This window comes from Streptococcus oralis (assembly GCF_026782125.1).
GTDB lineage: Bacteria > Bacillota > Bacilli > Lactobacillales > Streptococcaceae > Streptococcus > Streptococcus oralis_CE.
Window position 1 is genome coordinate 171,594 of the sequence record NZ_JAKUVY010000005.1, and the last position, 13,242, is coordinate 184,835.

10 protein-coding genes are annotated in these 13,242 nt (G+C 39.6%); 7 read left to right on the plus strand and 3 right to left on the minus strand.

Annotation, left to right across the window (positions count from 1 at the left end):
- Positions 1-18 precede the first annotated feature (18 nt).
- The 6 genes from MK385_RS05550 (at position 19) to MK385_RS05575 (ending at position 8,599) form a co-directional block, all read left to right on the plus strand.
- Positions 19-492, plus strand: a complete 474-nt coding sequence (locus tag MK385_RS05550) for a hypothetical protein (protein WP_268725499.1) — start codon at positions 19-21, stop codon at positions 490-492.
- 208 nt (positions 493-700) lie between these two features.
- The gene (locus MK385_RS05555; protein WP_268725500.1) at positions 701-2,788 is read left to right on the plus strand and encodes a pLS20_p028 family conjugation system transmembrane protein; all 2,088 of its coding nucleotides are present in this window, start codon (positions 701-703) and stop codon (positions 2,786-2,788) included.
- Positions 2,789-2,998: 210 nt separating this feature from the next.
- Positions 2,999-4,336 carry an ISLre2 family transposase gene (locus MK385_RS05560; protein ID WP_268725501.1) on the plus strand — a complete coding sequence of 446 codons (1,338 nt, stop codon included), beginning with the start codon at positions 2,999-3,001 and terminating at the stop codon, positions 4,334-4,336.
- Positions 4,337-5,134: 798 nt separating this feature from the next.
- Positions 5,135-6,052 carry a glycine--tRNA ligase subunit alpha gene (gene glyQ / locus MK385_RS05565; RefSeq protein WP_000038736.1) on the plus strand — a complete coding sequence of 306 codons (918 nt, stop codon included), beginning with the start codon at positions 5,135-5,137 and terminating at the stop codon, positions 6,050-6,052.
- 211 nt (positions 6,053-6,263) lie between these two features.
- Positions 6,264-8,300, plus strand: coding sequence for a glycine--tRNA ligase subunit beta (glyS, locus tag MK385_RS05570; protein WP_268725502.1), 2,037 nt, complete (start codon positions 6,264-6,266; stop codon positions 8,298-8,300).
- 41 nt (positions 8,301-8,341) lie between these two features.
- Positions 8,342-8,599 (plus strand): DUF896 family protein, encoded by a 258-nt coding sequence (locus tag MK385_RS05575; RefSeq protein ID WP_268725503.1) that lies wholly within the window; start codon positions 8,342-8,344, stop codon positions 8,597-8,599.
- 85 nt (positions 8,600-8,684) lie between these two features.
- Here MK385_RS05575 and MK385_RS05580 read toward each other — a convergent pair whose 3' ends face one another.
- Genes MK385_RS05580 through MK385_RS05590 form a run of 3 tightly spaced genes read right to left on the minus strand, consistent with a single transcriptional unit; the run spans position 8,685 to position 11,500 of the window.
- Entirely contained in the window at positions 8,685-9,929 is a 1,245-nt protein-coding gene (locus tag MK385_RS05580; protein ID WP_084946274.1) for an NAD(P)H-dependent oxidoreductase, read from the minus strand.
- Positions 9,930-9,946: 17 nt separating this feature from the next.
- Positions 9,947-10,552 carry an NADPH-dependent FMN reductase gene (locus MK385_RS05585; protein ID WP_000915929.1) on the minus strand — a complete coding sequence of 202 codons (606 nt, stop codon included), beginning with the start codon at positions 10,550-10,552 and terminating at the stop codon, positions 9,947-9,949.
- An 18-nt stretch (positions 10,553-10,570) separates the two neighbouring features.
- A complete protein-coding gene (locus MK385_RS05590; RefSeq protein WP_268725630.1) occupies positions 10,571-11,500 on the minus strand; it encodes an FAD:protein FMN transferase in 930 nt (309 codons plus the stop codon).
- Positions 11,501-11,807: 307 nt separating this feature from the next.
- Between MK385_RS05590 and nox the strand changes: the two genes are divergently transcribed.
- Positions 11,808-13,187 carry a H2O-forming NADH oxidase gene (gene nox / locus MK385_RS05595; protein WP_000036761.1) on the plus strand — a complete coding sequence of 460 codons (1,380 nt, stop codon included), beginning with the start codon at positions 11,808-11,810 and terminating at the stop codon, positions 13,185-13,187.
- Positions 13,188-13,242 lie beyond the last annotated feature (55 nt).

Below are 13,242 nucleotides of genomic sequence, written 5' to 3' on the forward strand. Positions count from 1 at the left end.
AAATAAAGGAGATCATCTATGATGAAACAGAAATTGATGCTTATTTTAGGAGTTCTTGGCCTATGTATCGTTATCTTAACGGCTTGTTCAGGTAAAACTTCACAAAATGCAGACGGCACACCTAGCACCTTAAAAAGTCGTTATTTGGGGTATTATCGATCTGATACAGATAATGCAACATATTTTGATGAAACAACTAATGAGTTTGATTTTGATGTGAATAAGAGTACAATTTCAGACGGAACTGAAATTGAATCTCATATCAAAACATATCAAGTATTGTCTAAGGATGAGCTAGCTTCTAACTTTAAAGGTCCGGCTGAAAAAAATAAAGCAGAATCTAATTCAAATGATACAATTTTTTATATTCAGATCAAGGGGAGTGATCAATCTATTTACCAAGTAAAACTAAGTGATGGTGGGAAAAAGATTAAAATTATATCGTTAGGAGATGGTTGGGATCAGTTTGTTTTTACTGGTGTAGCGAAATAATAGCCATTTAGAGGCGAGAAAAACTCAATTCCACGAAAATAAACCGTAACTTTTTTTCATGATAAATCGCATAGTATCAAGTATTCAAAAAATTGATACTATGCGATTTTATGTTTTTAGTCCTTATTGATCGCTCTTTTTTGAGGTTTGTCCCTTTACTACAAACTTTTTTATTATTCTTTATGATAGTAATAAAAAGGAGATAGTAATGAAGTATAGTACTTTTTCAGATTTGATAGGAAGTTTCTCAACACATAATGATTTACATGATAAGATTCCAATAACAGATGAACGTTCGGCTCCTTTAGTTGAATTTTATAAGTATTGGAGTAATTACCTAGAACCAACACCAGCTTATTTAGCGTTTTTATCCAGTTTATGGGGTTCTTTGGCTAAAGGTCTGTATTTTATAACTGCTAGTCTAGAACATGTTTTTAACAATTTATTTAAGCTTTTTGGACTTTTCGGATATCTGGGGGATCAGAAGACAGTCATTGGTCAATTTTTTTACTGGTTTCAGGTAATTGGAACTTCTCTGTTTGCCTTAATACTCGTTGTATCAGCTGTTACAGGAGTTTTTACAAAACCAGTTAAATATAAAAATGTAATCTTAAATTTTTTGATGGTGACCTTGGTATCTTCAGCTTTACCGTTGGCTTTAACGACAATATCTACGGCCATTTCTGAAGATGTGCAGAGTGTTCAGAAAGTAGAGAGTACCTCAGGAGACAATTCAAAGTATTTCTCTTCTCTAGCTATTCAACCTATGAAAAATAATGTTGTAGATTTGAAAGTTTTAATTGATAAGGATTTTTCAACAGAACTTTTCCCAATGGATGACTATGGCTTTATTAAACCTATTCAGGAAGGCTCGACTCCTCTTAATAATATTACAGATAGTCCAGATGAACGTGATACCTCTGATTTTGCTTCACGAATTGATTTTAGTGCCACATTTGGAGCGACTGATACAGTTCTATTAGATGCTCTTGAGTCAAAACAAAAGGGATTAAAAGGACTCTTTCTTCATCAATTAAATGCAACTCAAAATGGAATTTTAACTGTTGACGAACATCGCATTATAAAGGGATTAAATGCTTTTGAACCAGTGTATATGCGTTATAAAGTCAATTGGATTGGGATGTTTGCTCAGTATTTTATTTTGATTATTCTTTTAACGAGTATGGCCATTAAACTCGTAAAATCTATTTTTGATATTCTTATTGAAGCACTTATTTCACCTCTAGTCGGTTATACTTCACTTTCAAACTCTAAAAAATATAAGGAATTATTAAGAACAATTGGCGGTGCTGGAGCAGGTATCTTCTTTGAGGTGATCATTATGCGTGTAACGCTTGAGATTTTCCGAGATTTACCAGTTCTCTCTGTCTCAGCTGTGGCGAAGCTTTCTGGAGGATTCTTTGACGGCCTTAATAGTTGGGAACAAATGATAGCGGCCTGTGTAGTTTATGTTGGAGTATTCTTTGCATCAATGCAAGGAGTGGCCATGATTGAGCGCTGGCTTGGAGTTTCAACCGGTCATAGTGAAACAGCTCAACAACTGCTCGGTGCTATGATGATGGGCAATGCCTTTGCGGCTGGAGCAGGTGGTGTCTTTAATGGTAGCATGGCACTTGGTCAATTTGGTATGGATATGGCTAAAAAAGCTCCAGATGCCTTGTCTAAAGGAAGTCAGATCCTAGGGAATAGCCTTGCCAGAACTGGAGGTGGTATTCAAGGTGCTTGGAACTCTGTAAAAGACCAGGGCTTGATGAATGCGGCCAAAGGTGGTGTAAGCAATATGGTTGATTTGGCAGAATGGAAAACTTTTGAAGCCATGCAAAATACGAAAGGGGCAGTAGGTAACGTTTTAAATAACCTAGATGATAAGGCCGTCTCTGCTCAAAATGCGACCTATAACGCTCTGAAAAATGATGCTGTTTCTGGAATTGGTCAGCCTGGACCAATTGACATTCCTGAGCCTTCAATTGATCCAGGAACAACAGAAGCCCCTATTGTCGATTCAACTTCTTCAGCTGAAGGAATGGAGTCCCCTATTGTCGATCCAACTCCTTCAGCTGAAGGAAAGGAGCCACCAATCCAAGATCCGAATCCACCTGCAGATGCACCAGTTTCAGAATCACAACCACCAGCACAGCCTGATTCTTCTCAACAAAAATTTCAACAGAGCATGAATCAAATGAATTACATGAACCAACAAATGCAACAAGCAGGACAGCGTATGCAGGGAGGACGTCATATCACAGGTGCTGAGAGTGAAGAAGATGATAATTAATGTTGACGTTTTTTTGAAAAAATGGCAAACTACTAACATTGTATTTGTTTGTTAGATTTAATAGTTTGTACCTATACATTTAGAGGCAGTATGACAAGTAAGAGTTTATCTGAAAAGATAGGCTCTTTTTTTGTCAGAACAAAGGATTATTTGAACATTCAGGTCAAAATTTATTAAAATAAGCGTAATTTTAATAAGGGAGGATTCTGAATGGCTTTCTTTGATGAGAGAGAACTAAAAAATCAATTGCTATTTCAAAATGCAAAAGAATTTTATAACTTTGTTTCTAGGTATGATGAGGAGATGATTCCAGTCATGAAAGCAAAGGGGTATACCTGTATTCATTCAATGGAGCGAACCGTCGCTTTTACATTTGGTGAGTTTACTTTCAGAAGAAGACGTTGGAAAAAGGGAGATCATTGGGTCATTCCAGTAGATGAAAAGTTAGGGCTTCAGAAGAACGTCCGCTTCTCCTGGGAATTTATGTATCAAGTGGCTAAATTATCTACTTTAATGCCCTATGATAAAGTAACTCAGGTAATCAAATTGACTTATCACATCTCTATCACAAAGCCAATTGTGGTAAAAGCTGTAAAGATTTGTGAGAAGTTATTGGAGGAAAGAGAGGGATATCGATATTATGAAGAGAATAAAGAAGTTAGAAAAAGAAAAGCCCAGGTTATTTATATTGAGGGCGACGGTGTGATGGTTAAAGCACGTGACCCACAGAAGGATAATAAACATTACGATTTATCCCATTTTGTAGTTCATACAGGAAGCCATAAAGTTGGCAGCAATCGATTTGAACTCCAGGACAAAAAAGAATTTATTGGCCTTGACAACCGCTTAGTGAGGGAGCAGGTGATTGATTATCTATTCAATAATTATGAAGTTACGGATAGGACTTTATTGATTACGAACTCTGATGGAGGTCATGGATATACACCCTATGTTTTCAAAGAGATTGCGAAGGTTTTGCGAATTAAACGCCACGAACATTTCTGGGATGAGTACCATGTAAATAAAGAGTTAAAGAATTATCTAAAATTTTACTCTGAAGATCTATTAGAGAGAGCTTTCCAGGCGATTAAGCAGCATGATAAGCAGTTAATGAGAACTGTCCTAGATACGACCGAAAGTTATATCGAGACAGACGAAGAACAAGAGTTGTTTGAGAAGTTCAAGAGTAAAATATTGAGGAATTTCCAATATACCAAACCAGCCGAACAGAGAGGATTCAGTCATGCAGGGATCGGGATAATGGAGAGTCAGCATCGTAAGGTCACTTACAGAATGAAAAAAAGAGGAATGTACTGGACACTTGCTGGAGCTGAAACAATGAGTCGGATAATTGTTTTGAATTATGAGGATTCTTTGAGAGAACTATTCTTTGGTAACTGGAGAGAAGATTATGAAAAATTTATTTCTTTAGAGGAAGTTTCTGCTTATACCATTAAAAAGAGAATGAGTAAAACGGATAAAGAAAATACATCTAGATATCAATGTTACCCTGATAGTAAAAGGTTATCCTACTTCAGAAAACAATAGAAGCGTGTAATAAAGTATGTAAAAAAGTATATAAAAAGTTATATAACAATAACCTTTATAAAAAAGGCCTTTTTGTGCTACAATCAAGCATAAAATGCTTGCGCGGTATGTGAAAATGTGTTATAATTTACTTAAATTAATCGAATAAAAAAGACGAAAAGTGCGCAAACACTTCTCGCCTTACCGAGTAAGAACTCGACCTTCTTACTCAGTCTTTAATTAATGATACCTAATAAGTGTATCAATGTCAAGACTGGGCAAGAAATTTGTTCAGTCTTTTTTTAAAACTCGGTGATGTTCTCCTGAAAAATATATGTAATTGGGCATTCTAAAAAATTCTACCGCATACTCAGACTCATTTTTGGTTTACACTAGCTAGGAAATCTGCTATAATACTAGCTAGGAAAGAAAGTCTTATGGCGTTCTTCAAGCGAGCTTGGGATAGTGGGAGCCAAGTAGAACAAGATAAGAAATTGGCGCTTTCTGTCGTATTTTTAAAAACAATGAAGTAATAAATTAGGGTGGAACCGCGTTTCTGACGCCCCTAGGTCACAGACTTAGGAGCAAAGACACGGTTCTTTTTGTATCCAAAGTCTCAAGAATTAATAACAAGGAGTAAACAATGTCTAAAAAATTGACTTTCCACTGCGTCAGTGGCAGAGACCTCCTTACAGTCGGACTGCCCCACGCTCAGCACTAGAGTGCCTGAGCTAGACGCAGTACTAACTCGTCTTGCCTTGTATAATCGACAAGGCAGACTCGTGTCGCAAAAAATCATTTTTTATTAAGGAGTATTAAATGTCTAAGAAATTAACATTTCAAGAAATTATTTTAACTTTGCAACAATTTTGGAATGACCAAGGTTGTATGCTTATGCAGGCTTATGACAATGAAAAAGGTGCGGGAACCATGAGTCCGTACACTTTCCTTCGTGCTATCGGTCCTGAGCCATGGAATGCGGCTTATGTAGAGCCATCACGTCGTCCTGCTGACGGTCGTTATGGGGAAAACCCTAACCGTCTCTACCAACACCACCAATTCCAAGTGGTCATGAAGCCATCTCCATCAAACATCCAAGAACTTTACCTTGAGTCTTTGGAAAAATTGGGAATCAATCCTTTGGAGCACGATATTCGTTTTGTTGAGGACAACTGGGAAAACCCATCAACTGGTTCAGCTGGTCTTGGTTGGGAAGTTTGGCTTGATGGGATGGAAATTACTCAGTTCACTTATTTCCAACAAGTCGGTGGATTGGCAACTGGCCCTGTGACTGCGGAAGTTACCTATGGTTTGGAGCGTTTGGCTTCTTACATCCAGGAAGTAGACTCTGTCTATGATATCGAGTGGGCTGATGGTGTAAAATACGGAGAAATCTTTATTCAGCCTGAGTATGAGCACTCAAAATATTCATTTGAAATTTCAGATCAAGAAATGTTGCTGGAAAACTTTGATAAGTTTGAAAAAGAAGCTGGTCGCGCCTTGGAAGAAGGATTGGTGCACCCTGCCTATGACTATGTTCTCAAATGTTCACACACCTTTAACCTGCTTGATGCGCGTGGTGCCGTATCTGTAACAGAGCGTGCAGGCTATATCGCTCGTATCCGTAACTTGGCCCGTGTCGTAGCCAAAACCTTTGTCGCAGAACGCAAACGCCTAGGCTACCCACTTTTGGATGAAGAAACACGAGCTAAACTCTTAGCAGAAGACGCAGAATAAAGAGAGTGACAAATTACGAAAATGGGCGAACGGAGTGAGCCCTGATCCAGTTGCCGCAGTGATGAAGGTATCCTTAGTGAAGCTAAGGATACTAGGCAAAATTGGAGACTTTCGGCTCCAATTTTAGCAATGAAACAACGAAGTTGGTTGCTTGCGTGCCAATCACATAAGGCAATCTGGAAAATAAAAAGATACTTTTCGGAGAAAAAACATGACAAAAAACTTATTAGTAGAACTCGGTCTTGAAGAGTTACCAGCCTACGTAGTAACTCCAAGTGAAAAACAACTAGGTGAAAAAATGGCAGCCTTCCTCAAGGAAAACCGCCTGTCTTTTGAAGCCATTCAAACCTTCTCAACACCACGTCGTTTGGCTGTTCGTGTGACTGGTCTTGCAGACAAACAGTCTGATTTGACAGAAGATTTCAAGGGTCCAGCAAAGAAAATTGCCTTGGATAGTGATGGAAACTTCACCAAAGCAGCTCAAGGATTTGTCCGTGGAAAAGGCTTGACGGTTGAAGATATTGAATTCCGTGAAATCAAGGGTGAAGAATATGTCTATGTTACCAAGGAAGAAGTGGGGCAACCTGTTGAAGCCATTGTTCCAGGTGTAGTAGACGTCTTGAAGTCACTGACATTCCCTGTCAGCATGCACTGGGCTAACAATACTTTTGAATATATCCGCCCTGTACACACTTTAACTGTTCTTTTAGATGAAGAAGAATTTGATTTGGATTTTCTTGATATCAAGGGCGGTCGTGTAAGCCGCGGCCATCGTTTCTTGGGACAAGAAACTAAGATTCAGTCAGCACTGAGCTACGAAGAAGACCTTCGTAAGCAGTTTGTAATCGCGGATCCTCGTGAACGTGAGCAAATGATTGTTGATCAAATCAAAGAAATTGAGGCAAAACATGGTGTACGTATCGAAATTGATGCGGACTTGCTGAACGAAGTCTTGAATTTGGTTGAATACCCAACTGCCTTTATGGGAAGTTTTGATGCTAAATACCTTGACGTTCCAGAAGAAGTTTTGGTGACTTCGATGAAGGAACACCAACGTTACTTCGTTGTTCGTGATCAAGATGGTAAACTCTTGCCAAACTTCATTTCAGTTCGTAACGGAAACGCAGAGCATTTGGGAAATGTCATCAAAGGAAATGAAAAAGTCTTAGTTGCCCGCTTGGAAGACGGAGAATTTTTCTGGCGTGAAGACCAAAAATTGGTTATTTCTGACCTTGTTGAAAAATTAAACAACGTCACCTTCCATGAGAAAATTGGCTCCCTTCGTGAACATATGATTCGTACGGGGCAGATTGCTATTCTCTTGGCAGAAAAAGCTGGTTTGTCAGTGGATGAAACAGTTGACCTTGCTCGTGCAGCAGCGATTTACAAGTTTGACTTGTTGACAGGTATGGTTGGTGAATTTGACGAACTCCAAGGAATTATGGGTGAGAAATATGCTCTTCTTGCTGGTGAAACTCCAGCAGTTGCAGCAGCCATTCGTGAACACTACATGCCTACATCAGCCGAAGGCGAACTTCCAGAGAGCAAAGTTGGAGCTATTCTAGCCATTGCAGACAAATTAGATACGATTTTGAGTTTCTTCTCAGTAGGCTTGATTCCATCAGGTTCTAATGACCCTTATGCCCTTCGTCGCGCGACGCAAGGTGTGGTTCGTATCTTGGATGCCTTTGGTTGGCATATTGCTATGGATGAGCTGATCGATAGCCTTTATAATTTGAAATTTGACAGCTTGACTTATGAAAATAAAGCAGAGGTCATGGACTTTATTAAGGCTCGTGTCGATAAGATGATGGGTTCTACTCCAAAAGATATCAAGGAAGCAGTCCTTGCAAGTTCAAACTTTGTTGTGGCGGATATGCTAGAAGCAGCAAGTGCTCTTGTCGAAGCAGGCAAGAAAGAAGATTTCAAATCGTCTGTCGAATCCCTATCACGTGCTTTCAACTTGGCTGAAAAAGCCGAAGGAACTGATACTGTTGACCCTGCTCTCTTTGAGAATGAAGAAGAGAAAGCCTTGGCAGAAGCAGTAGAATCACTCGTTTTGTCAGGAACTGCAAGTCAGCAATTAGAACAACTCTTTGCGCTTAGCCCAGTTATTGATGCTTTCTTTGAAAATACCATGGTAATGGCTGAAGATCAGACTGTTCGACAAAATCGTTTGGCTATCTTGTCACAATTAACCAAGAAAGCAGCTAAGCTCGCTCGTTTTAACCAAATCAATACTAAATAAACTCAGTCGAACGGACTGTATCTTATCACAAAGGAGAAGAAATGGACCCGAAAAAAATCGCTCGTATCAATGAGCTTGCTAAAAAGAAAAAAACAGAAGGCTTAACTTCTGCTGAAAAAGTGGAACAAGCTAAACTTCGTGAGGAGTATATTGAAGGCTATCGTCGTTCTGTTCGCCACCACATTGAAGGAATCAAAATTGTCGACGAAGAAGGAAATGACGTCACACCAGAAAAACTACGCCAAGTACAACGTGAAAAAGGTTTGCACGGCCGTAGTCTTGATGATTCAAATTCATAAAATTTAAGGGTTTTGTAGATGCTCTGCAAAACCCTTTTTTGATAACAACAAAAAAGAAGGAGCCACCTGGCTCCTTTTTGGTTTCTTAGTTGCTTGCGCCAGAAGTAGCGTCAGCGTCACCACCGTGGCCTCCAGCATCCCCTGAATCAGAAGCGCCAGAAGTGGCGTCAGCGTCTCCATGACCTCCGGCAGCAGGAGCAAATGGTCCGCTACCACCCACCAAACGTTGACCAGTCTCTTTTAGGTACCAGTCAAGCCATGGTTGGAAGTTAAAGACGATTTCATTGATACCAGCGTATGATCCGTCAGGATAGTACATCGCTTGGTAGTTGTGAGTGTTGATAACACCTGCAGGAGAACCTGGAACGATAGTACGGACGTATTCTTGGTTTCCGTTGCGAAGTGTTCCGATAACCCACTCTACATTCTTCATACGTGCTGGTGGAAGAGAACCATGAACAGTCGACATACGGCTACCTGATTGAGGTGGTACACGTTTAGCGAACATGGTGTCTGGATCTTGGTGAGCGTTGTTGTAGTAGAGGAATTGGTTGTTGTCGTCAGCGTATGTCAATTCAAACGGCATAGCTTTCAAGAACATATCAATTTGGTTAACTGTCAAGATACCGTGGTCCAATTTGACATAGGTATCACCAGAAACAGCTCCAGTTATTGCTGCAACTTTTTCTACCCATTCTGGATCATCAGGGTCAACTTCTGTAATGGTTGTAGCAATTGGTCTTCCACAATCCAAGTCTTCTGGTTCGATTGGTTTTGGTTTTTTCAATTTCGAAACGACTCCTACGTATTTAACAAAGTTATCTAAGCAAGTTTCAAGGAATTTAACAGTTCCTTCATTGGTGATGTTTCCATTGTTATCAAAAGCTTCTTTGGCTTTACCAAGAAGGAATTCATTACCTGGAAGTGTGTAGGCATTGACACCAGGAGCATCAAGAATCTTACGAAGGTGAACTTGGGCACGTGAAGTCCCTTGGTCGTAGTATGATGCTCCCACAATCATAACAGGTTTGTTTTCAAATGGATGAACTTCGTATGAAAGCCATTCAAGTACAGATTTGAGTGAAGCTGAGATAGTGTGGTTGTGCTCAGGAGTTGCGATAATGACACCATCAGCACGTGTAATCTTGTTATACAAGAAACGCAATTGGAAACTTTCGTCCCATTTTTCGTCTTGGTTAAACATTGGAACTTCGTCGATTTCAAGAACTTCTAATTCAAATTTGAATTTGAAATTGCGACGGATAAATTCCAAGAGTTTGCGGTTATATGATTGATCGTAGTTTGATCCAACAAGTCCAACAAATTTCATTCTTTCGGTCTCCTATCTTACAAATTTTCCCAGTCAAATTCTTCTGCATCTTTGCGAAGCAATTCTTGCGCATTGCGCAATTTCTCAGTAATTTTCACAAAGATACGGAAGTCATCAAAGATGGCATCCAATTTCTTGATGACATCAAGGTCAACCAAGTCACCACTTGGGTTAAATGCTTGAAGAGAGTGAGAGAGCAAGAATTCATCTGGAAGAACATTTGCCTTAATTTCAGGAGCGTTCAAGATTTGACGAAGTTGCAATTGGGCACGAGATGAACCAAGAGTTCCGTAAGAAGCACCAGTAATCATGATTGGTTTGTTCAAAAGTGGGTAGATACCATAAGATAGCCAAGCAAGAGCGCTCATCAAAACTGCAGGGATTGAGTGGTCGTACTCAGGGGTACCGATGATGACACCATCAGATGCTTCAATTTTAGCAGCTATTTCAAGAATTTCAGCAGGAAGAAGTTTATCTGCTGGTTTGTTGAAAACAGGGATATCCTTGATTTCAACGAGTTCAATTTCAGCTTTATCCGCAAAGTGTTTTTGCATATATTGGAGCAATTGGCGGTTTGTAGAACGTTTAGAGTTCGTTCCAACAATGGCAATAAGTTTTAGCATGAGATTTCCTTTCTCTTTTTACATAATACAATTTTGAAGGCCTGAAGAACATGCGAGGCGTCCCTCTTTGTCGATGAGGATGGCTTCAATCCCATCTATACTTTCGACTTGCCAGAGGATAGAAGCGCTTCGCTCTCCGAAAAGGCGTGTTGTCCATATCTCACCATCAACGGATCTATCAGAGACAATCGTTAAGCTAGCAAGATCGGTTTCGACAGGGAATCCTGTCTTACTATCAAAGATATGGTGATAGTCTTTTCCATCCACTGTCAGGTGGCGTTCATAGATACCTGAAGTGACAACGGATTTGTTAGAAGCAGGGATAGTTAGGAGATGATTGCCACGAGGATTTCGCGGATCTTGAATCCCAATCTGCCAGGCATTCCCTTCTTTGGCTTGGTTGTTCCCGATGGTGAGGATATTTCCTCCGAGATTGATCAGGGCAGAGGTGACACCGTGTTCTTTCAAATACTGGGCAACCTTATCTGCACTATAGCCCTTAGCTAAACAACCTAAATCAAGCTTCATTCCTTTCTTCTCTAAAAAGACAGTAGAGCTAGTCGGATCCAACTTGATAAAATGCGGGTCAACTAGAGGCAAGACAGCTTCGATTTCTTTAGAGTCTGGAAGCCGTGCATCTGCAAATCCGATTCGCCAGGTTTGAATCAAGGGACCAATACTGATATTGAGATGGCTAGATGGTGCTAGGCTATGCTCAAGTCCAAGAGCAATCAGTTCAAATAGGTCAGGATGAACCTTAACAGGTGTGATTCCAGCCTGGTAGTTGATTTCCATCAGTTCGGATTCTTGACTGTTGGCGTTAAAACGGTATTCGAGTTCCTTGAGCAAATCAAAGACTCCTTGAAGTAGGCAATCAGCCTGTTCATCTACTAATGAAATCGTGATAGTTGTTCCCATTAGCCGTTCAGAACGTGAATGAAGAGGCAAGCTACCAGCTCCTTTCTCTTTATAGGAAATCATTCAATATAAGGTCGTTAAAGAAAAATTAAACCCCTTACATTTTCTTTCCATGTATCTAGCATATCATAAAGTCAGCGTTTTCACAAATGAATTTTGACAAAAAGTCAAGAAATATGCTCAAAATTAATATGAAAACGATAGAAAAATTAGATTTATTAATGTTAAGTGTATTTTTTTCTGAAAAAAGGAGAATTCTGAGCAAATGCCTTGTAAACGCTAACAGTAAATGGTATACTAGAAAGGTAAATCAAAAATTAAAGGTAGGAATTTTTCTATGAGTAAAATCGTTGTAGTTGGTGCTAACCACGCTGGTACAGCTTGTATTAATACGATGTTGGACAACTTCGGACATGAGAACGAAATCGTAGTATTTGACCAAAACTCAAATATTTCATTCCTTGGTTGTGGAATGGCGCTTTGGATCGGGGAACAAATTGACGGCCCAGAAGGTCTCTTCTACTCTGATAAAGAAAAATTGGAAGCAAAAGGTGCTAAAGTTTACATGAACTCACCAGTTCTTTCAATTGACTACGATAACAAAGTTGTGACTGCAGAAGTTGAAGGAAAAGAGCACAAAGAGTCTTATGATAAATTAATCTTTGCTACTGGTTCAACTCCAATCTTGCCTCCAATTGAAGGTGTTGAAATCGTTAAGGGCAACCGCGAATTCAAAGCAACTCTTGAAAATGTACAATTTGTTAAATTGTACCAAAACGCTGAAGAAGTTATTGAAAAACTTGAAGATAAGAGCAAGCACCTTGAGCGCATTGCCGTTGTTGGTGGTGGTTACATCGGAGTAGAACTTGCCGAAGCTTTCGAGCGTCTTGGAAAAGAAGTAGTGCTTGTAGATATCGTAGACACTGTATTGAACGGCTACTATGACAAAGACTTTACTCAAATGATGGCGAAGAACTTGGAAGACCACAACATCCGCTTGGCTCTTGGTCAAACAGTTAAAGCCATCCAAGGTGATGGAAAAGTTGAACGCTTGGTAACAGACAAAGAAACATTTGATGTAGATATGGTAGTTCTTGCTGTTGGTTTCCGTCCAAACACAGCTCTTGCTGACGGTAAGATTGAACTCTTCCGTAACGGTGCCTTCCTTGTAGATAAGAAACAAGAAACATCTATCCCAGGTGTATACGCTGTTGGTGACTGTGCAACTGTTTATGACAATGCTCGTAAAGATACAAGCTACATCGCTCTTGCATCTAACGCTGTACGTACTGGTATCGTTGGTGCTTATAATGCTTGTGGTCATGAATTGGAAGGAATTGGTGTACAAGGATCAAACGGTATCTCTATCTACGGTCTTCACATGGTTTCGACTGGTTTGACTCTTGAAAAAGCCAAAGCTGCAGGCTATAATGCAACTGAAACTGGCTTTAACGATCTTCAAAAACCAGAATTTATCAAACATGACAACCACGAAGTTGCCATCAAGATTGTCTTTGACAAAGACAGCCGCGAAATCCTTGGTGCACAAATGGTTTCACATGATGCTGCTATCAGTATGGGAATCCACATGTTCTCACTTGCTATCCAAGAGCATGTAACAATCGATAAATTGGCCTTGACAGACCTATTTTTCTTGCCACACTTCAACAAACCATACAACTACATTACAATGGCTGCACTTACAGCTGAAAAATAACAATAGCTAAGCTATCTGGCCTTAGGTTAAGGTCAGATAGTTTTTTAGTTATACT